Origin of the sequence: Rhodoferax sp. GW822-FHT02A01, assembly GCF_038784515.1 — a bacterium.
In the GTDB taxonomy this organism is placed as follows: domain Bacteria; phylum Pseudomonadota; class Gammaproteobacteria; order Burkholderiales; family Burkholderiaceae_C; genus Allorhodoferax.
Genome location: NZ_CP152376.1, coordinates 3946916 through 3967552 on the forward strand (window position 1 = coordinate 3946916; position 20637 = coordinate 3967552).

The 20637-nt window shown below is 58.4% G+C and carries 22 protein-coding genes; 15 read left to right on the plus strand and 7 right to left on the minus strand.

Annotated features, from left to right (window positions below):
- Positions 1–95 precede the first annotated feature (95 nt).
- Genes AAGF34_RS18770 through AAGF34_RS18830 form a run of 13 tightly spaced genes read left to right on the plus strand, consistent with a single transcriptional unit; the run spans position 96 to position 10277 of the window.
- Positions 96–329: a hypothetical protein gene (locus tag AAGF34_RS18770; RefSeq protein ID WP_342617234.1), complete on the plus strand. Its 234-nt coding sequence runs from the start codon at positions 96–98 to the stop codon at positions 327–329.
- The gene (locus AAGF34_RS18775) at positions 326–2512 is read left to right on the plus strand and encodes a phage tail tape measure C-terminal domain-containing protein (RefSeq protein WP_342617235.1); all 2187 of its coding nucleotides are present in this window, start codon (positions 326–328) and stop codon (positions 2510–2512) included. Before AAGF34_RS18770 ends, AAGF34_RS18775 begins: the two co-directional genes overlap by 4 nt.
- Positions 2509–3123: a hypothetical protein gene (locus tag AAGF34_RS18780; protein WP_342617236.1), complete on the plus strand. Its 615-nt coding sequence runs from the start codon at positions 2509–2511 to the stop codon at positions 3121–3123. The genes AAGF34_RS18775 and AAGF34_RS18780 overlap by 4 nt, the downstream gene beginning before the upstream one ends.
- 3 nt (positions 3124–3126) lie before the next feature.
- Entirely contained in the window at positions 3127–3714 is a 588-nt protein-coding gene (locus AAGF34_RS18785; RefSeq protein WP_342617237.1) for a hypothetical protein, read from the plus strand.
- A complete protein-coding gene (locus tag AAGF34_RS18790) occupies positions 3711–4121 on the plus strand; it encodes a hypothetical protein (protein ID WP_342617238.1) in 411 nt (136 codons plus the stop codon). The genes AAGF34_RS18785 and AAGF34_RS18790 overlap by 4 nt, the downstream gene beginning before the upstream one ends.
- The gene (locus AAGF34_RS18795; RefSeq protein WP_342617239.1) at positions 4109–6937 is read left to right on the plus strand and encodes a hypothetical protein; all 2829 of its coding nucleotides are present in this window, start codon (positions 4109–4111) and stop codon (positions 6935–6937) included. Before AAGF34_RS18790 ends, AAGF34_RS18795 begins: the two co-directional genes overlap by 13 nt.
- Before the next feature lie 3 nt (positions 6938–6940).
- Positions 6941–8050, plus strand: a complete 1110-nt coding sequence (locus AAGF34_RS18800; RefSeq protein ID WP_342617240.1) for a hypothetical protein — start codon at positions 6941–6943, stop codon at positions 8048–8050.
- The gene (locus AAGF34_RS18805) at positions 8047–8409 is read left to right on the plus strand and encodes a hypothetical protein (RefSeq protein ID WP_342617241.1); all 363 of its coding nucleotides are present in this window, start codon (positions 8047–8049) and stop codon (positions 8407–8409) included. Before AAGF34_RS18800 ends, AAGF34_RS18805 begins: the two co-directional genes overlap by 4 nt.
- A gap of 3 nt (positions 8410–8412) precedes the next feature.
- On the plus strand, positions 8413–8682 hold the full coding sequence (locus tag AAGF34_RS18810; protein ID WP_342617242.1) for a hypothetical protein: 270 nt from the start codon (positions 8413–8415) through the stop codon (positions 8680–8682).
- A gap of 26 nt (positions 8683–8708) precedes the next feature.
- Positions 8709–9137, plus strand: a complete 429-nt coding sequence (locus AAGF34_RS18815; protein ID WP_342621134.1) for a glycoside hydrolase family 104 protein — start codon at positions 8709–8711, stop codon at positions 9135–9137.
- On the plus strand, positions 9134–9517 hold the full coding sequence (locus tag AAGF34_RS18820; protein ID WP_342617243.1) for a DUF6527 family protein: 384 nt from the start codon (positions 9134–9136) through the stop codon (positions 9515–9517). Before AAGF34_RS18815 ends, AAGF34_RS18820 begins: the two co-directional genes overlap by 4 nt.
- Positions 9514–9774, plus strand: coding sequence for a hypothetical protein (locus AAGF34_RS18825; RefSeq protein ID WP_342617244.1), 261 nt, complete (start codon positions 9514–9516; stop codon positions 9772–9774). Before AAGF34_RS18820 ends, AAGF34_RS18825 begins: the two co-directional genes overlap by 4 nt.
- Positions 9771–10277, plus strand: coding sequence for a hypothetical protein (locus AAGF34_RS18830; protein WP_342617245.1), 507 nt, complete (start codon positions 9771–9773; stop codon positions 10275–10277). Before AAGF34_RS18825 ends, AAGF34_RS18830 begins: the two co-directional genes overlap by 4 nt.
- A gap of 89 nt (positions 10278–10366) precedes the next feature.
- On the opposite strand, the gene AAGF34_RS18835 is transcribed toward AAGF34_RS18830, so the two are convergent.
- Positions 10367–11374 (minus strand): P63C domain-containing protein, encoded by a 1008-nt coding sequence (locus AAGF34_RS18835; protein WP_342617246.1) that lies wholly within the window; start codon positions 11372–11374, stop codon positions 10367–10369.
- A gap of 507 nt (positions 11375–11881) precedes the next feature.
- Positions 11882–12922 carry a site-specific integrase gene (locus AAGF34_RS18840; protein ID WP_342617247.1) on the minus strand — a complete coding sequence of 347 codons (1041 nt, stop codon included), beginning with the start codon at positions 12920–12922 and terminating at the stop codon, positions 11882–11884.
- A 177-nt stretch (positions 12923–13099) separates the two neighbouring features.
- On the opposite strand from AAGF34_RS18840, the gene AAGF34_RS18845 reads away from it, so the two are divergent.
- Positions 13100–13870 (plus strand): methyltransferase domain-containing protein, encoded by a 771-nt coding sequence (locus AAGF34_RS18845; RefSeq protein WP_342621135.1) that lies wholly within the window; start codon positions 13100–13102, stop codon positions 13868–13870.
- On the plus strand, positions 13867–14319 hold the full coding sequence (gene rnhA / locus AAGF34_RS18850; protein WP_342617248.1) for a ribonuclease HI: 453 nt from the start codon (positions 13867–13869) through the stop codon (positions 14317–14319). The genes AAGF34_RS18845 and rnhA overlap by 4 nt, the downstream gene beginning before the upstream one ends.
- A 17-nt stretch (positions 14320–14336) precedes the next feature.
- On the opposite strand, the gene glp is transcribed toward rnhA, so the two are convergent.
- From glp to AAGF34_RS18875, 5 genes are all read right to left on the minus strand, one after another.
- Positions 14337–15614, minus strand: a complete 1278-nt coding sequence (gene glp / locus AAGF34_RS18855; RefSeq protein WP_342617249.1) for a gephyrin-like molybdotransferase Glp — start codon at positions 15612–15614, stop codon at positions 14337–14339.
- Positions 15611–16261 carry a molybdenum cofactor guanylyltransferase MobA gene (gene mobA / locus AAGF34_RS18860; RefSeq protein ID WP_342617250.1) on the minus strand — a complete coding sequence of 217 codons (651 nt, stop codon included), beginning with the start codon at positions 16259–16261 and terminating at the stop codon, positions 15611–15613. The genes glp and mobA overlap by 4 nt, the downstream gene beginning before the upstream one ends.
- Before the next feature lie 3 nt (positions 16262–16264).
- The gene (moaA, locus tag AAGF34_RS18865; RefSeq protein ID WP_342617251.1) at positions 16265–17428 is read right to left on the minus strand and encodes a GTP 3',8-cyclase MoaA; all 1164 of its coding nucleotides are present in this window, start codon (positions 17426–17428) and stop codon (positions 16265–16267) included.
- Between the two features lie 70 nt (positions 17429–17498).
- Entirely contained in the window at positions 17499–18134 is a 636-nt protein-coding gene (locus AAGF34_RS18870) for a response regulator transcription factor (RefSeq protein ID WP_342617252.1), read from the minus strand.
- A gap of 142 nt (positions 18135–18276) precedes the next feature.
- Positions 18277–20340, minus strand: a complete 2064-nt coding sequence (locus tag AAGF34_RS18875; RefSeq protein ID WP_342617253.1) for a sodium-translocating pyrophosphatase — start codon at positions 20338–20340, stop codon at positions 18277–18279.
- Positions 20341–20637 lie beyond the last annotated feature (297 nt).

Consider the following 20637-nt stretch of genomic DNA (forward strand, 5'->3'; position numbering starts at 1 on the left):
TTGCCTACGCTCAGGCCCAATTTGACTTAGCCAAGAAAACCCCGGACGGGCTCACCCAACGGGACCACCTACTGGCCGCAGAGCGCGCTGGCGAGGTGGTCCCAGAACTGCACATTCCACCGCCAAAGAACGGCTGCTGGCATATCTGGGAAACCTTCATTGAACTGCACAACGCACGTGGCGCCGGCATGGGCCCGTCGCCAATCACCTGGCGCGACTTATCGGCCTGGCAGGAAGTTCGCGGCGTAGTTCTCACCCCCTGGGAAATCGACACGTTGACCGCCTTGGATCAGGTGGCGATGAAGTCCATGAACGAGAAGAAACCATGAATATCGGCACCTTAACGATCGAGATGGCTGCCAACGTCGCCCGCCTGCAAAAGGACATGAGCGACGCCAAGAGCGTGGTGACCGACTCCATGAAGCAGATCAAGGAGCAAGTCAGCTACGCCCAGGACGCCATCTTCAAGCTCACGGCTGCATTCACCGGCATTGCCTCGGCTGACAAGTTCAAGGAAATCATCATGGGCTCCATTGAGTCCGTGGCCAAACTCCATGAACTCTCCACCCAGGCAGGTATTACGGTGGAAGCGTTGAGCGGCCTGGCTGCCGTCGGAAAGGCAACCGGTACCGGTGCAGACACGATTGCTGCTGCCAGCAACAAGCTCTCCAAAGCTCTGGCCAGCGCCAATGAAGACAGCAAGGGTGCAGCTACCGCACTGAAAGCGCTGGGGCTCAGCTTCGATGAGTTCCAGCACATGTCCCCGGATGAGCGCATCCAGAAGGTGGCTGTGGCGCTGGATGGTTTCCAAGATGGTGCCCAGAAGTCAGCGGCAGCCATGTTTCTATTCGGAAAGAGCGGCGCGGAGATGCTGCCGTTCCTGAAAGACCTTGCCCAGACGGGCGAACTGCATGCGAAGGTCACAACGGAGCAGGCTGAAGCCGCGCACCAGTTCGAAGTCGAGCTGGGCGTGTTGAAGACTCGAGGTGATGCATGGAAGAAGTCGCTGGCTCTGGAGTTGCTGCCGACGCTGGTTGACATAACCGAGGCGATGCTGGACATCAAGAAGTCCACCGCCGACGTTGGCAGCACCCTGGGCGAAGGCTTCAAGGCAGTACTGCAAACAGTGGCAGTCCTGGGCGTCAACATCGTCTACGTCTTTAAGCAGATCGCCAATGAAACCGGGGGTATAGCGGCTCAGTTAGTGGCGTTCGCGCACTTGGACTTCCATGGTGCTGGCGTCATTGGCGATGCCATGAAGGACGATGCCAAAAAGGCGCGAGAAGAGGTCGACAAACTTAGCTCCAGCCTGTTGGGCCTGACCAACTCGAAGGCCGGTGCGGGGCGCGGTGGAAATGCCTTCACGGATCCACGCTCGCTCGGTACCGACGGCGGAAAGATGCAAATCACTGGCCTTGCCGGTGATGGCAGAGGCACAAAAGAGATAGACGAGGGCATCCAGCTTCTGAACTCGCTCAAGACCAAATACGAGCAGCTGACGGGTTCGGTGAGCGAATACGCCCAGGTGCTGCGCCAGGTCGACGCATTCAAGAATCCGGTGAGCGATGCGCGCCGCAAGGAAATACTGGACTTGGCCCTGGCCATCCAGAAAGAGACCGAGGCGCAGAAGTCCAAGAAGGATCTGATCGCCTATGACGTCGAGCAGGCCAACAAGCAGGCTGCGCAGAACAAGATTTTGGAAGACTATGTGACGGCTGGCAACGATGCGCGCGCGGCCATCATCGCCCAGACAGATGCCCTTGGCCTGGACAGCGACGAACTCACGCGCCACAACGCCATGCTGCAAGTCGATGCGTTGATGAAGAAGGCCATGGTAGGCGCCACGGTGGAAACGCGTCAAGAGCTGGAAAAGCTCGCTGCCACCATGAAGGGTGGAATGTCCGATGCTTTGGACGCCATGAAGGCCAAGCAGGAAGCCCTGAACGGATCCTGGCAATACGGGGCCAAGAACGCATTGGACGCCTACCAGAAGAATGTCGCCAATATTGCCGCCAGTACGCAGAACTTGTTCACCAATGCCTTCAAGGGTATGGAAGACGCTCTGGTCAACTTCGTCAAGACTGGGAAGCTCGATTTCTCTACTCTGGCCGATTCAATCATCAGTGATCTAGTACGCATTCAGGTCCAGCAGAGCATCACGGGGCCATTGGCGAAGGCATTGGGTGGCAGCAGCGGCGGCGTTGAGGTTTCCAACGGCGGATTCCTCGATTCGGCTCTGAAGCTATTCGGCTTTGCCAATGGTGGCCAACCTCCTGTTGGTGTGCCGTCCATCGTGGGAGAGCGTGGCCCCGAGCTCTTCATTCCCAACACGCCCGGAACCATCGTTCCAAACCATGCGCTCGGCGGCGGTCAGTCCATCAACTATGCACCAGTGATCCACATTGACGCACGCACGGACCAGGCGGAGGTCTATGCCAATGTTCAAAGCGCCCTGCAAAAGAACAATGAAGCCTTCGCCCAAATGTTGCGCCAGCAGGGGGTGTTGCAATGAGCGTGATCGCACTACCAACAGGCTTGCAGGTGCACACCTTCAGTATGGGCCAGCAGGACTTCAGCCTGACCTTTCAGAACGGTGACACGGGGGCTACCCAGTCCCGTATCTTGGCGCCCGCCCGGTGGACATGCACCATGAGCGCAAACCAGACTCTAGGGCCAGTGCCGGCCGCGACGTGGCGTGCGTTTCTGCTCCAACTTCGCGGAAAAACCAACCAGTTGGCTGTGTACGACCTGAAGAACCCAACGCCCAAGGGAACCATGGCCGGGTCGCCAACGCTCACCAGCGCAGTTGCTGTTGGTGACACAGTGATCAATATCACCACAGCGGCGCTGGCAACTTTATTGCAAGGCGACTGGTTCCAACTCGGCACCGGGCAGTCTCGCCAAATGTTTCAAGTTGTGACAAGTGCCACGGCAAGCGCAGGGGGTGCCATGTCGGTGACTGTCGAGCCTCCAAGCCGGTATGCGCAGTCATCTGGTAGCGCAGTCGTATGGAGTCAACCGACATGCCTGATGCGCCGATCCGACAGTTCAACAAGCTGGGCGGCCAGTGCAGATGCCGAAGGCAATTTCACGGTGAATTTGGTCGAGTCCTGGGAGCCCTGAGGCATGACGGTCACTACCAATACCGGCTTCGATACCGCAGCCGCAGCTCCGGCCGTGGGCGTGCTGGAATTGATCGAACTGGATTTCACCAGTGGAACGCTATACCTGACCACCTGGCCGGTGGATGTGACGATTGGCGCCCAGACCTATACCGGCATTGGCGCTGTCGGCTCGGTGGGTGAGATCAAGGAAAGTGAAGACGGTCTCACGCAAACCATGCAGCTCGTGCTCAGCCAAGTCAACAGCTCCTATCTGGCACTGGCATTGGGCAATGTCAGCACCTACCAAGGTCGCGGTGCACGGGTCAAGTTGGCTCTGACTGATGCCAACCTGGTGATTCAGGGTAGCCCAGTGCTTCGTTTCAGCGGCTTCATGGACAAGATATCCATCAAGCGCGCCGGTCAGAACGTGGGCCAGATCACGCTGGAATGCAGCATCGGCGGTTATGACGTGCGCCGCACACCAACGGGCTTGCGCATGAACGACACCCAGCACCAGAGCAGGCAGCCCGGGGAGCTGGGCTTTACCTACATCGCATCCCTGATTGCCCAACCTCAGTTGTGGCTCTCCAAACGCTTCCAGACCAAATGACATTGCAGCGCAATACCGATGAGTGGTGGGCCGCTCTGGATAGCTACGTCCAGTCGCGCCAGGACACGCCGTTTGCTTGGGGGGTCCAGGACTGCTGCACGTTTGCCGCGGACTGGGTGACCCTGGCCACCGGAACGGACCCCATGCAGGATCTGCGCGGCCTGGATTCCGCATTGGCCGCACACCGCAAGCTGGATGATCTGGGCGGGATGCTTGCCGCCGTTGATTCCCGCATGGGCGACCACATTGCCGGCCCGATGGCGCAGGCAGGTGATGTTGTCATGGTGACACTGGAAAGCGGCGTAAAGGCGATGGCGCTTTGCTTGGGCGCTTGGCTGTGCATTCCGGCCGAAAACGGGTTGGTCATGCTGCCCATAACAAACGCGGAGGCGGCATGGCGCGTCTGATTGTTTTCTTGCTTCTGGCATGTACTCTGGTGCCGGCATGGGCTGACCCGGGAAAGATTGTTGAGACGGCTCTCATTGCCGTTGCATTTGTTAATCCAGGCACGTGGCTGGCCGCTGGCTCGCTATTGGTGGCCGGAGTAATCTCAAATTCCGAAGCGCGTCGCAAGGCCAGTGCATCTGCAGATGCCGTATTGGCATCCTATAACGCCAGCCTTCAGGATCGAAACGTCACAGTTTTGCGCAACGACTCGCCCTGGCAAGTCGTCTACGGCAGCCCGGCTCCAGTTGGTGGCACTCTAGTTGCCATTTTTTCAAGCGGCGATAAAGACCAATTTAAGCACCTGGTGGTGGTGTTCGCTGCACACGAATGCGCGAGCATCGATGAAATCTACATCGAGGGCGACCCGCTCGGCGCGCTGGACGGCAATGGCTGGGTCACAGGTGGAGCGTTCATGGATTCAGGCGCAGCCCGAGTGAATTGCCAAAAGCATTTTTCACCCGGTGGGGCTGACACTGCTGATGCGTTCTTGATGGCGGCTGTCCCTGACAAGTGGACCAGTGCGCACAAGCTCAGCGGCTACACCTACATTGTTCTGACGATTGATCTGAACATGAGCCGCTTCCAGGGCGGACCGCCAAACATCACGGCAAAACTGCGCGGAAAAAAGGTCTACGACTACCGCACGGCGACCACCGGCTACAGCACCAACCCTGCACTGTGCGTGGCTGACTTCTTGACCTCCGTGTATGGCTACAGCACCACTTCTGGCCAGATCGACAACGCAGCCGCAATTGCAGCTGCCAACGCGTGCGACGCTCAAGGATTCAATTGCAATGGTGCTCTGAGCACTGATGCGAGTCGGGAAGCCACGCTGCACGCGCTGGAAGACAGCATGGCGGGTCGTACGCACTGGAGCGGTGGCGTGTGGCGCATTATGGCCGGCATCTGGAGCACTCCTGTGATGACGCTGACCGATGCCTACCTGGCAGCGCCTATTGAGGTGACTCAAGCCGGAAACCCACGCGCAAGTCGCTACAACAGTGTGCGCGGGAAATACATTCCAGCGGCGCAACTCGGCGTGACGGTGGACTTCACGCCCTATGTCGTGTCCAGCTACGTCACGGCCGATGGTCCAAATCAATGGCTTGATGTCAGCTATGGATTCACGGGCACCAACAGTGAATGCCAAAAGCTTTCAGCCATTGCGGTGGAGCGTAGCCGCGCGGGGTTGACCATCAACTACCCGGCCCACTTGACGGCCTGGAAGCTACAACCAGGTGACCGTGTGTACGTCACCAATAACGAGCTGGGCTTTGCCGCAAAGACCTTTCGGGTAGTGGACTGGACGCACATCAACAATGCGCCGCTGGGTTTGGTGCTCACCGAAGACGTGGCTAGCATGTATACTGGCACGTTCTCGATTGCTGACCCGCTGGCGGCCACCAGCAACCTGTCCAACCCATACGCTCGGCCTGCAGCTCCTGCAATTTTGACAGCCAACAGCGGTACCGGTTACTTAGTCAAGTTGGGCGATGGAACCATTCAAACACGCGTCTACTGCACATGGAGCGCAACAACCCAGCGCGCTGTCCTTCAAGGTGGTTATGCGCAGATCCAGTGGAAGGTGACTGGTGACCCGGATGCCAACTATTCCGACACCGATCTCTCCCCCGATTCCAGTAGCGCAATTCTGATTGGCCCGAAAGATGGTTCCAATATCACCATTAAGGTGCGTTACATCACAGGTGTAGGTGCCTATGGAGACTGGGTAACGATTACTCATTCGGTACTCGGCAAGACGGATTTGCCAACCAATGTTTCATCCTTGAATATAGCCGGCAAGACACTGAGCTGGCCAGCAGTGACTGACATTGATCTGGATGGCTACAGGATCAAATTTCAGTACGGCACAAACTTGGACTGGGGCACTGCAAGCCAAATGCACACGGGCTTGATCACTGATTCGCCCTACACACCAGCGGTAATCCCTACGGGTAGCGTGATCATCATGGCAAAGGCGGTCGACACCAGCGGCAATGAATCTGCCACTGCTGCCTATGTGATAACCAACCTGGGTAACGCGCTTGTCGCCAACGTATTGGAGACGTTCGACTTTGACGCCATGGGATGGCCGGGAACCTACACCAATGCCGCAGTAGTTGGCGGAAACCTGACGGCCACTCAGAGTGATCCTTTCTTTGGTGCAGATGCCGGCAACTTCTACGGTCAGGATGCGGCAACTTTCTACAACACCAACTATGACGCACTGACCTGGATCAGCACTGGTTACACGCCATCGCTTGCCGCTGTCGGCAGCAACATGACGATTGCCTGGGGAATTACGGGAAATTCTTATGCGGTGCTGTACCGCAAGACGGGCCCACTGCCTTTCTTCGGGAATGACGCCAGCTACTTCTACAGCGATGACGCTGCGCCTTTCTATTCGGGAGCGAGCGACTGGCAGACATGGCCGGGAAGCATCAGCGCGGAAAACCAGGAATATCAGTTCCAAGTCACTACGACTGCTGGAACAGTGGGCGGGCAACTGACGGCCTTCGTGGTCTCCGTGGATGTTCCCGACAAGAGTTTGAAGCTCAACAACGTAGCCATAGCACCCGGCGGAACTCGCCTGACCGGGGCCATTGGCTACTTCAATGTGATTCAAAACATCCAGCTCACGCTGCAGGGCGGAAGCACTGCTGTGAAGTTGGAAATCAACGACAAGTCAGCGGCCCTTGGCCCTCTCATCACGGCAAGAGATTCTGGCGGCACCAGCGTAGCCGCAACCATCGACGCACTACCTCAAGGGTACTAAACCATGACAGCTTTACCAGCACGGTCGATATTCGACGGCACGGGCCTGCCTACGACTTCAGCAATGAAGACGGCAATGGGTCAACTTCGCGACTATCTCAATGAAATATTGGGTTCAACTGGCGGGGCACCAACCGCAATTACATCTATCAACGGCGGCCCCCTTGCGGGCAGTCGGCTGAAGAACGGCAACAAGCTGGTAGCGCAGCGCGGCACATCTGCCACTGTGACAGCAGGAACTGCAGTGCCCACGGCAAGCACTGGGTACTACACAACCGACATGTTCTACGCCTATTGCACTGGTGCTAATGTCACGTTGGCTCAAGTGGCAGGATCGGACGCGACCCACAAGCGCGATCAATTCACCGGGGCCGCATCGGTTACTGCCATCGGTCACGGTTACCGCCTGGATGCCGCAGAGTCAGCACACATGGCCGGTCAGACTTGTACTTACTCCGTGGAACTGGCAAATAGCCTGCTGACCTCGGTCACTTGGACAGCATATTACGCATCCACAGCAGACGCATTCGGCACAATCGGAACGCCGACTAAGACACAAATTGCAACAGGCACATTCACTGTCAATTCCACGGTTACCAAATACAGCATACAGATTGCTTTGCCTGCTGGTGCGACTACAGGTGTTGAAATAGTCTTGACTGTTGGCGCACAGATTTCCGGGACTTGGACGATTGGGCGGGAAGACTTCAGGCCAGGTTCTGTTAGTCCGACTTACTTCGAAGTTCCTGATTCGGCTCAGGAGTTGATTCGATGCCAACGATATTGCGAGAAATCCTACGGCGACGGCGTTGCCCCTGGCTCTGCATCGCAGGGCGGTGCCTTCCGAGGAGTTGCATTCAGTGGAGCCGATTTCTACAACAGCTCTGGCATAAATTTCAAAGTTAACAAAAGAGCGCCAGTAGCTTTCAGTTTCTGGTCGCCAGCTACTGGCAATCCAAATTTGTTTAGAGATGAAACAGCGGTTGGCGATATTGGGGTTCCGGCTGTACTAACAAATTCGACCACTGGCGCAACTCTGTACAACTCCAGTTCGCTGCTAACTGCTGGTCGCATGTATTCCGTTCAATGGTTGGCTCAGTGCCAGATTCCATGACTTGGTGGCATTACCTCCTGCTGTTTTTCATTGGGCAGCCGCTGGCGCTGTTCATTGGCTACGCAGTGGGCATCCAGTACGAGAGCGAGACTTTGCCAGCGTGGCTTCGGTTCGTTTTCGAGGTGATTGTCTGCCTGGCGTTGATCATCGACTTCATTGCCAACATGACGGTGCTCTCAATCTACCTTTGGGAGTTGCCTCAAATCCACGATCGCCGCGAATGGACCTTCAGCACCAGGCTGGAGCGGCTTTGCCTGGACACCACGACATGGCAGGGCCGCACTGCGCTGCAGGTCGCACTTCTACTCAACCGGATAGCACCGCCCGGTAAACCTCACATCAAAAACGCAGGGAGATAACGCATGGCAGAGCAAACCAGCAATTCGTGGCATCTGGACAAGAAAGTCCCCATCTCTTTGATAGCCGCCATCCTGTTTCAGTTCGCTGTGGCCCTACTTGCCTATGCCGACTTGAAGAAGGATGTCGAACTACTCAAGCAAGACGCGGGCTCCCTGCATGCCAGGGATGCCATGCACGAAGACCAAATGAAAGAGGCTCTGCGGCTGATGCAAGAGCAGTACCAGCGGCTTGACTCAAAGCTGGACCGATTGATTGAAAGGAGCGGAAAGTGACCCCTAACGAAAAAGCATTTCTTGACATGATCGCCCACAGCGAAATTGGCGCCGGCCTGCTCGCCGTGAGCGACAACGGCTACAACGTCCTGGTGGGGGCAACGGCAGAAGCGCCACTGCTCTTCGACAGCTACGCGGATCATCCAAACATCCTGAACAAGGACTGCAACTCCACGGCCGCCGGGCGCTACCAACTCCTGCACCGTTGGTGGCCTCCATATCGGGATCTGCTCAAGCTCCCCGACTTCGGGCCAGACTCCCAGGATGCGGTGGCCCTGCAGCAGATCCGCGAGTGCCATGCGTTGGACGAGATCAACGCTGGCCAGTTCGAGCAGGCGGTGCACCTGTGCGCACATATCTGGGCCAGCTTGCCAGGTGCCGGGTATGGCCAGCATGAAAACAAACTGGCCGCTTTGCAGCAGGCATACACCGATGCGGGCGGGACACTGGCATGAAAGCAAAGCCTGTAAAGCTGGTCTACGGTGAGGGCTATTTTGATTGCTCTATCGAAGAGGCCACGCACGTCGAACTGAATTTCCCGGGTCCTGTCGGGCGCCTGTGGCTTCCGGTGATATTGCGTGGTACGCGCGATGGCACCCACTGCTGGACATGGAACGGCGACACCGAGAAGCCAACGCTGCGACCCAGCGTTTTGACAGAAGGCGTTTGGCGTATCACAGATGGTGAGTACGAAGAGCTCATGTCTGGCAAGTATGTGAAGCCTAGACCTTATCGCTGCCATACCTGGGTGAACGAAGGCCAAGCCCAATTCCTGGATGACTGCACGCACGAACTGCGCAGCCAGACCGTTGACATGCTGGAGGTCCCCCGATGACTTTCACCCGATTCTGGGACTGGATCGACTCCCGCGAGATTGACAAGCACGTCCTGAGCGCAGGTGTGTTCTGGGGCACGGTCAAGATCACTGAGTGGGCCATGGCGTTCGCAGCCGCGCACCCCGAAAAGTCCGGCATTGATGTGGGCGCCGTGATCGCCGCGGTGACCGCTCCCTATTCATTGCTGCAGGCTGCATGCGTGAAGTTCTACTTTGACAACCGCAACCCACCGCCGATCAAGGAACCGCCACCATGAACCCCTACGCAATCATTGCCGCCATCCTGGTGGCCATCGGCCTATTTGGTGCCGGTGAGTACGACGGTCAGAAGCGGGCACACACCACTGATGCACTGGAAATCCAGACCATCAAGACAGAAGCCGCATCGAAGCTGGCCGTCGAAACCCAGAAAACTCGCAACGCTGAGCAGGCGCTGCAGGCCTTTACCAACGCCCAAAACCTCAAGGATGCTGACCATGAAAAAACTGTCGCTGATCTGCATGATCAACTTCGCCGTGCTGCTGGGCCTTCTGGCCGGCTGCGCGACCCAAACGCCACCGGATGTGGGGCAGGTGGTGATAGCGCCACGGGTCAAGTTGCCAGCCCTTCCAACGATAGTCCAGCAGACGGAGCCGAAGCCGGCGGGCTACTTTCAACGCAGCTTACTGGACTACTTCAGCGGCTCCAGTCCGAAGCCGACACCATCAACGATGCCTACGCAAGCTGTCGCGCCCAAGGAATAGCTGACCGCTCCCCGTAACCAGCAGTTGTCTCCCGCGCTGAGATCACTCGCGCCCTCAAGCCCTCATCCCTTCGGGGGTGGGGGCTTTTTTGCTTTTGGTGCGGCCGTTATCGATCCGATTGCTCCAAGTCCAAGAAGTAGGTTTGACCGAATCGCGGATGGATGCGATTTAACTTCCCGATGAAGTCTTGGTAATCCGAAGACAACTTCATTGCCGTAGTCACGGAAGCAAGATGCTCTTTAAGTCTAGGGTGGCCAACTTCAAGAGTAAGCCGACGATGCAAATGGGCCTTCTTTTCATCCTTGGCTGATTGCTTTTTCAGTTCCTCAAGCAGGCCCGGGGCCAGGCGTTCATAGACAATATCATTCGTCAAAACACCGAAATACTGAGGCCTGAACTTGGGGTTTTCGGGTGGATACGGCAACCCACGCAGACGAAACATCTCCTCATAAAACTCAGGCGGAAAGGTGCGTACATACGGCTGCAACTCCTTGGCGACCCAAGTCTCAAGGATTTTTGCCAGACTATCACGTGCCCGATCCTTTTGGTATCCAGTCGCCTCGTCAACCAATGCGATGATGCCGACTCGAGCAAAGCCGCGAATCAAGATTTCACACTGTTTGGCCAATCCATGCAATTTGGCTGGAAGTGTCCCCTTTGATCTTGACTCCAGCACGGCTTCGCAAAGATCTGCGAGCACCGTTGCTGGATAGCCGTGGGCCGCGCGTCCACCATGCTTAGGTTTGAATTCGATTGGCTTTTTTAAGAGCAATGCTTTTTCTGGATCGAGCAAGTCAGACGCCAATAGAGTATTTGCAAGCACCGTGAGTTGGTCGTCTCCTGACGTCGTTGAGCCTTTCGCCATCCCAAGCCCGGAAAGCAGCCCTCGCTGGGAAAGTACGCGCGTCTCATCTTCAAGAACGTAGCAGGGGATTTCAATATCCCCAAGCCGCAATGGCTTTTCTGCCGAGCCATGAGTGGCTTTGAGCAAAGATGCTTGCTCCTTCTTCGCCTTAATTGCGTTTTCAGAAATTTCTTTTCTGCGTTCCGGTGAAAGTTTAGAAGCGCGGGCAATTCCCCCTGCGGCTTTCCTATTTGGCTTGGTGGTGGGCAATTTGATGCTCCAGCAGTTTAGAAGCCTCAATGTTACTTGCAATATCTAATAATGCAAGCAAAAAACTAATATTTACTTGCAAAAACCGTGGTGGAGAAAAGACTATGCAAGATCCTCCGGCGCCCTCGGGTCATCCGCCGGAATGTGCTCATGCTGCGGCCCCTGGCAGGGCACCAGCGGACCTTCTGGCCTATACACGCACCACCACACCTCAGTTGACCGTTGCTCGGCCTGGGAGTGGTCTGATACATACCCGCGCAGCAATATCCCGTCGGCGTCCATCTTCCGCAGCTCTGCTGTGCTCAGCTTCTCCTGTTCAATTCCACGCTCATCTAGAAGCACTGCCTCCTGCACAGGCATCCCAAATGGTCGCTTGAGCCTGTAGATTAGCCGCCCCACTCGCGCAGTGGCCATGGCATCCTGCTTGGACAGCCGGGCGCCTTTGCGTTTGAGGGTGTAGACGGTGAAAAACACTGTGTAAGCATACAGTAATCATGCTCCAATTGCCTACGCCAGCTCGACCATCCGCTTAACCACGTCCGTGGGCTTGAGGTGGGTGTATCGCTTGAGTGTTGCCCACGACTTGTGCCCCGAAATCATGGCGACCTGGGGAATGTCCAAGCCCTTCTCAAACAAACGGCTGATGCCCTCGTGGCGCAAGTCGTGCAAATGCAAGTCCTCAATCCCCAGCATGTCGGCAGCCCTGGCCATTGCCGAACTGACAGAATTTGGGGTGTAGGGCAGTATGTAACCGGCCTTGGCCCTTGGCAGCTTGGAGATGATGGCTCTGGCCTCTGGGGGAATGGGAACAATCTCATTCCTGATTTGGGTAGGGTCTTTGGTGTCCAGCAGCTTGACCGTCTCGCGGTCGTAGTTCTCCCAGAGCATCCCGCTGATGACTTCACCTCGGCGGCGGGGTAGGGCGATCAACAGGTTCATGATCAGCCGCAGCGGAATCATTGTCCCGCCCAGCCCTTCATGCCATTTGCAGATGGCGTCCACTTCGTCATCGGTCACGCGCCGGTCTCGTTGCATGGAGTTTGCGCACAGACCGCGCTTAGTGAGGTGTTCCACGGCATCCGCGACCTCCTGTACGTCAACCTTGACCTTGAGTTCTACCCGTGCGGTAGAGTAGACCGTCCGCAGATTCATTAGAGCATGGCGCACTGTGGCGGGGCTTCTTCCTGACTTTCCTCCAATCGCATACTCCTTGGCCCACTCCACGATATCACCAGCCTGTATCTTGAGAAGGTCCTTCTCGCCCAGCCCATGGTCTTTTAGGCAGTCGAGGGTATGGGTAACCCCCCGAATGTCGCGCCCATCCTTGAGCATCGATTCCCGGTGGTGCTCAATAGCCTGTGATACCGTGAGCACTGGCTCGTCCGGCTTGATCTTCCCCTTCTGGAAATCATCCTCCAGCTTGTCTCCCCACATCCTGGCTTGACGCTCGGTGTCAAAGGTAGCCGAGTTTTCGTACACAATGGCCCCATCCCTTTTGATGCGTACCTGTGCCTGGTAACGTTTACCTCTACGTCGGATGGTGGGCATGTGAACTCCTGCGGTGTGACAGGAATTATTGTCACACCGTTTTGTCACACTGGAGTGATGCTTAAAGGTGTCGAGTGCAACCCAATGAAAGCAGAAAAATGCACTGCAGCCCGCATGGAATGGTAAATCAGCGCAAAACGTGCTGAATGCTTATACAGTATGGAACAGATTATAAGTTTGGTTGACTGGTTGCAGACTCCAGCTGGGCAGTACCTGCTGGCGTGGGAAAGGGCACAGGTGAACGCTGCTGTCGCCGACATTTTTGGCTACCACGCATTGCAGCTTGGCCTGCCGCAACTCGATGGACTGCATACTAACCGCATGCCGCATCAGTGGCTTGCACTCGACTCTTTGAGCCGATTGCACGAGGGGGCAACACGCCCGGTGGCATTGCGCACGGATTTTTCGGCTTTGCCCTTTCCGTCCAGCAGCCTGGACCTGGTGGTATTGCCCCATACGCTGGAATTCAGCGCAGAGCCACACGCCACACTGCGTGAAGTGGAGCGCGTGCTGGTGCCCGAGGGACGTGTGGTGATCTTCGGCATGAATCCCTTCAGCCTGTGGGGCTTCAAGCAGACGCGTGGTCACATCTGCAGAAGGCTGGGTGGCGGCAGCCTGTTTTTGCCGAAGGACGGAGAGTTCATTGGCTATTGGCGCCTGCGTGACTGGCTGCGGCTGCTGAGTTTTGAAGTGGAGCAGGGTGAGTTCGGTTGTTACCGGCCAGCCTTTCGCAGCGAGAAATGGCTGAATCGTTTTGAGTGGATGGACCGCGCTGGCGCTCGCTGGTGGCCCATACTCGGGGCCGCGTATTTTCTGGTTGCCGTCAAACGCGTGCGTGGCATGCGTTTGCTGGGCCCGGCTTGGAAAGCACAACCGGCACGCGCTGCCAAACCTGTATCGGCTGCCCGCAGCCTGAGCGACTATTCCAAAGTGGAGAAACTGGATTGACTGATGTTGTGATTTATACCGACGGGGCCTGCAAGGGTAACCCCGGCCCTGGCGGCTGGGGCGTGTTGTTGCGTTCGCCCGATGGTTCCGAAAAGGAGTTGTTTGGCGGTGAGTTGGGTACCACCAACAACCGCATGGAAATGACCGCCGTGATTGAGGCGCTGGCCGCCCTCAAGCGGCCCTGCGCAGTGGTCTTGCATCTGGACAGCCAGTATGTGCTCAAGGGCATTACCGAATGGCTTGCCGGCTGGAAAGCCAAAGGCTGGAAGACCGCCGCCAAGCAGCCGGTGAAAAATGTGGACCTCTGGCAGCGTCTGGACGCGCTGGTGTCCACCAGCGGTCACACGATTGACTGGCGCTGGGTCAAGGGGCATGCCGGAGACCCCGGCAACGAGCGGGCCGACGCCTTGGCCAACAAAGGCGTGGAAAAAGCGCTGGCACAGCGCTAGGCCACGTCCCCGATGTCCTAGATCAGCCCGTCAAACATCAGGACATCCACCTCTTCGCCCACGGCCACATTGCCCTGGTCGTGGTGCAGGACCAGCAGGCCGTTGGCCACTACCATAGAGCTCAAGACACCTGAGCCTTGCTGGCCCGTGGTCTTCACTTGCAGGCTGCCGTCCGGAGCGGTCTGGACTATGGCGCGCTGGTATTCGGTGCGTCCGGGCTTTTTGCGAATCGCCTCTGCGCTGCGTGCCTTCAGCGGAAGGGGGGCTTCGACCTGTGCACCCATCATCTGCAGCAGCGCAGGGCGAACAAAGGCCAAGAAGGTCACCATCACGGCCACCGGGTTGCCGGGCAGGCCAAACAGGATGGCCGGGCCGATGCGCCCCACCGCCATCGGGCGACCAGGGCGCATGGCAATTTTCCAGAAGGCAACACCGCCTTCGCCGCCGGCCATCTTGCGCATCACGGCTTTGGTGTGGTCGGCCTCGCCAACGCTCACTCCCCCACTGGTGATGATGGCGTCTGCCTGCGCAGCTGCTTGAGCGAAGGCTGCTTCCAATGCGGCGGGGTCGTCCCGCACCACACCCATGTCCAAAACCTCGACGCCCATGCGCGTGAGCAGACCGAACAGGGTATAGCGGTTGCTGTCATACACCGCTCCTGCACGCGGCACATCACCCAGGCTGAGAACTTCATCCCCGGTGGAGAAGAAGGCCACGCGCAGCTTGCGGCGCACCTCGACGGTGGGAAGCCCCAAGCTGGCCAGCAGGCCCAGTGCCGCGGGGCCAATGGTGCTGCCCGCCAACAGTGCGGGCTTGCCCTTGCACAGGTCTTCTCCTTTGAAGCGGCGGTTGTCGCCTGGCTGCAATGCGTTGGCAGGAATGGTGATGTGATCGCCATCCACCTGCACCAGCTCCTGCGGCACGACCGTGTCCAGACCCGCGGGCATGACCGCGCCGGTCATGATCTTCAGGCATTGATGCGCTGTCAGCTCTCCGGTCCAGGCCTTGCCTGCCAAAGCGGTGCCAGCAATCTGCAGTTTGAGCGGCTGGCCGGGTTGCAGCAACGCGCCGCGCAGGGCAAAGCCATCCATGGCAGAGTTGTCATGGGCGGGTACATCGATGGGCGAGATGACGTCAGCGGCCAGCACGCGGCCCAGGGCGGACATGAGAGCCACAAGCTCGGTCTGCGCCACGGGTGTGACCAGCGTCTGCAGGAACTGCACGGCCTTGTCGGCACGCAAGGCTTGCGGGTCGTAGCCCTGCAGGCTGGCAGCGACTTGTTCCAGGGTCTTCATCGAGTCTCCAATTGGTGTAGATCGTCCAGGGTATTGGCGTTGGCAAAAGCCCGAGGGTCGTCGCCGGGAGCGTTGAAAGGCACTTTTGCCTGTCCCTGGCTCGCGGTCCAGGCGCCGATTTTGCGGCCTCCGCTTTCCAGAAATGCTTGCAGCTTGTCAGCCAGTGCGGTGCGCAGCAGACAAAAGACCGGCTGGGCGTGCAAGATGCCGTCGGCCTCCTGTGCATCGGGCGCCATGGCCATGGCGATGGGCACTTGCTGCTGCAAAAGCGCTTCGCCCAGGCGCTGTAGCAGATCCAACGGAAACCGGGGTGAATCACAAGGTACGGTCAGCAGATAGGGGAACTGGCTCTCGCACTGGCGCATGGCGGCCAGAAATCCAGCCAGCGGTCCGGCAAAGTCGGGTACGGTGTCGGTCCAGACGGGCACACCCAAAGCCTGGTACTCGGAAAGGTTGCGATTGGCATTGATGGCAAGCAGACCAGGTGTTCCTGCGCTTTGGCGGCACAGGCGATCCAGGGCGAGCGCAGCCAGCGGCTGCCCCTGAAACGGCTGCAAACCCTTGTCCAGCCCGCCCATGCGGGTTGCCCGACCACCAGCCAGCACCACGGCGCACACGGAGCGAGTGTCCAGCGCAGTTGGCTGCATGGCCTAGCCGCCTATGTAGCTCATTTCGACCCTGCGCTTGCCACTTCCGGCGGGCGCAGGCCCTTCGGCGCTGCGCAGCTCGGAATAGCGGTCCTTGCGGCCCTGCCAGATATGGGCGATGGCAGATGCAATTTCTTCGTCGGAGTGGTCGCCGCGCACCAGGTCGCGCAGGTTGTAGCCTTGGCTCGCGAACAGGCACAGATAGAGCTGGCCTTCGGTAGACATGCGGGCGCGGTTGCAGTCGGAGCAGAAGGCTTGCGTGACGCTGCTGATCACACCGATTTCGCCGGCGGCCTTGTCATGTTGGCCGCTGGCATCGGCATAGCCCCAGCGCTGGGCGGTTTCGCCCGGCTGCGAGGCCTCCAGCGGTATGAGCGGCAGCTCCTGCTGCAAGAGACGAATCACGTCGGCGGAGGGAAGCACATCGTCCATGCGCCAGCCATTGGTGGCGCCCACGTCCATGTACTCGATGAAGCGCAATACGATGCCGCTGCCCTTGAAGTGCCGCGCCATGGGCAGGATTTGCTGGTCATTGGTGCCACGCTTGACCACCATGTTCACTTTGATCGGGCCAAGACCCGCCGTTTGTGCCGCCTCGATGCCGTCGAGCACATCTCGGACCGGAAAGTCCACATCGTTCATGGCGCGGAACACGGCATCGTCCAGACCATCCAGACTGACCGTCAGGCGCTTGAGGCCGGCCGCGCGCAGTGCTTCTGCCTTGCGTGTCAGCAGGGAGCCGTTGGTTGTCAGCGTCAGGTCCAGCGCGTTTCCGTCCGGAGTGCGCAGTGCGGACAGCTGCTCGATCAGGATTTCGAGGTTCTTGCGCAGCAGGGGTTCGCCACCGGTGAGCCGTATCTTGGTCACCCCATGGGCCACAAACTGCCGTGCGATCCGGGTGATTTCTTCAAAGGTCAGCAGGGAGCTGTGGGGCAGGTAAGGGTAGTCCTTGGTGAAGACATCCTTGGGCATGCAGTAACTGCAGCGGAAGTTGCATCGGTCCGTGACGCTGATGCGCAGGTCGCGCAGGACACGCCCCCTTGCATCCTGCAGAAGTCCGCTGGCCGGTAGCAGGGCCTGGGCATTCAGGGCTGTAGCGGGGACGCCCAGTGATCCGGACCGTTGGTCCGTGACGGGGATGATGCGCTTGCTTGGTTGTTCTGCCATGGTCCTATTGTCCATCCTCTCGGCACCCGCGGAGCGAGCGGCTGAAGAATGGATAGTTTGCCAAAAGGGGCTATTGGGTGCTGAGGGGGCGGTAGCCGATACGGGTTGCCGCAACCACCGCCTGTGTGCGATTCTGCACGTCGAAGTGCCGCAGTATGGCGGCCACATGGGTTTTGATGGTTTCTTCAGACACGTGCAGTTGATCTGCAATTTCACGGTTCGACAGTCCATCGAGCAGGCAACTCAGCACCAGCTCCTGGCGTTGGGTCAGCATCTGCTTTGACGGGGAGGTGTGCGTGTCAGAAGGATTGGGCGTGTGGAGTTCCTGCGGCAGATAGATGTCGCCATTGAGTACGCTGCGCACCGCGCGCAACAATTCGTCGCTGACACAGGCCTTGGTGACAAAACCGGCGGCACCGGCCTGCAGTACCTGGCGCATGATCTGTACATTGGCCGAGCCCGAAAGCAGTACAACGGGAAGTTCGGGGTGCCGGTCGCCAAAGACCGACAGTGCCTCCAGGCCGTTCATGTCCGGCAGGTGATAGTCCAACAGCACCAGATCCAGATCACCGTGGGCTTGTGCAACGGAAAAGGCCTGCTCGCAGGTCCCGGCCTGCAACACGTCCAAGTGGTCTTCCAGGCCCTTTAAAACCTGACGCAACCCTTCGCGCACCAACGCATGGTCATCAACGACAAGAATTTTCACTCGATGCTCTTTTAATTTTGTACGGCTTATCCAGGCCCCCATCGTAGAGTATTTCCCTACTGCTGGTAAGTGAAGACCTTGGGTTACCCCAAATTAGAAGGCCCGCCAAAAGGCGGGCCTTGTCCTGGATCAAGAGATTAGGTTAACCGGCGTGGATTTTCATCATCAGCGGCACGATCAGCAAGGCCACGATGTTGATGATTTTGATCAGCGGGTTCACGGCCGGGCCGGCGGTGTCCTTGTAGGGGTCGCCCACGGTATCACCGGTGACCGCCGCCTTGTGGGTTTCGGAGCCCTTGCCGCCAAAATTGCCATCTTCGATGTACTTCTTGGCATTGTCCCAGGCACCGCCGCCCGTGCACATGGAGATGGCCACAAACAAGCCAGTCACGATGGTGCCCATCAGCAGGCCGCCCAGCGCGGCCGGTCCCAGGACCAGACCCACCAAAATGGGAGCCACGACTGGCAACAGGCTGGGAATCATCATTTCCTTGATGGCAGCGCTCGTCAGCATGTCTACGGCAGTGTCGTATTCCGGCTTGCCGGAGCCATCCATGATGCCCTTGATGTCGCGGAACTGACGGCGCACTTCCACCACCACCGAACCCGCTGCCCGGCCCACGGCTTCCATGGCCATGGCGCCAAACAGGTAGGGAATCAAGCCGCCGATGAAGAGGCCGATGATCACCATGGGGTTGCTCAGGTCAAAGGTGATGTGTTGGCCGTAGCCTTCGAGCTTGTGGGTGTAGTCGGCAAACAGAACCAGCGCGGCCAGGCCAGCCGAGCCAATGGCGTAGCCCTTGGTCACAGCCTTGGTGGTGTTGCCCACGGCGTCCAGCGGATCGGTGATGTCACGCACGCTGGCTGGCAGCTCGGACATTTCGGCGATACCACCGGCGTTGTCGGTGATGGGGCCGTACGCGTCCAGCGCCACCACGATGCCGGCCATGCTGAGCATGGAAGTGGCTGCAATGGCGATGCCGTACAGGCCGGCCAGTGCGTATGCGGTGTAAATGGCCACACAGACAAACAGCACGGGCCAGGCGGTGGAGCGCATGGAAACACCCAGGCCGGCAATGATGTTGGTGCCGTGTCCGGTGGTGGATGCCTGGGCGATGTGACGCACCGGCGCGTATTGGGTGCCGGTGTAGTACTCGGTAATCCAGACCAGGGCACCCGTCAGTATCAGGCCGACGGCGCAGGCGCCGAACAGGGCGCTGGATGTGATGATGCGGCCATCCGCCAGTGTCAATGCTGCCGGAAACAGGCTTTGCGTCACAAAGTAAAACGCGATCAGAGACAGCACGCCCGCCACGGTCAGGCCCTTGTACAACGCTGGCATCACGTTCTTCATGCCGGGCGAAGCCTTGACGAAGAAACAGCCGATGATGGATGCCACGATGGATACCGCGCCCAGGCCCAAGGGGTAGAGCACAGCGTTGGGGCCGCCTGCGCCCAGCAGCAAGGCGCCCAGCACCATGGTGGCAATCAGTGTCACGGCATAGGTTTCAAACAAGTCGGCTGCCATACCGGCGCAGTCGCCCACGTTGTCGCCCACGTTGTCGGCAATCACCGCAGGGTTGCGCGGGTCGTCTTCGGGAATGCCGGCCTCGACCTTGCCCACCAGATCGGCGCCGACGTCAGCACCTTTGGTAAAGATGCCACCACCCAGACGGGCGAAGATGGAAATCAGCGAGGAGCCAAAGGCGAAGCCCACCAGCGGGTTCAGCCTGGCTGCAGTGACGGCACCATCGGGCACCAAAAACCAGTAGAACCCGGTCACGCCCAGCAGACCCAGTCCGACCACCAGCATGCCGGTAATGGCACCGCCGCGGAAGGCGACGTCCAGTGCCGGTCCAATACCCTTGGTCGCGGCCTGTGCGGTACGCACGTTGGCACGCACCGACACGTTCATACCAATGAAGCCGCAGGCGCCGGAGAGGACGGCGCCCAGCACAAAGCCCACTGCACTCATGGGATCCAGAAATACGGCGATCAGAATGGCCAGCACCACGCCGACCATAGCAATGGTCCGGTATTGGCGTGAGAGGTAGGCTGCTGCGCCGGTCTGGATGGCGGCAGCAATTTCTTGCATGCGCGCATTGCCAGCGTCCTGAGAAAGTATCCAACTGCGTGCCCAAACGCCGTAAACCACGGCGATAAAGCCACAAACGAGCGCCAGAGTCAGCGCCGAGTTGCCAGTCATATGAAATCTCCTTGTTGATTCGCAAAATAGGAGCAACGCTAGCGTCACTCCGCTGCGTTGCTTCCTCATTGCTCCCGGTCACCATGTGCCGAGGAGAAGATTGGCCAACTCGCAGAATGTAACGCCAAAAAAAGACAGTCTTTAAGGCTGCAAGGGCTGAGTCAGTAAAATCAGGGTTTATCCCAATTAAAGTTGATTTTTCACAAACTAGCGGCCCTCAGCGGGCCGTTTTTCATTGCAGTTCGGCAATAACTGAACATCCAAACTTCGCCATAGTCGCGGATGATGACTTCCATA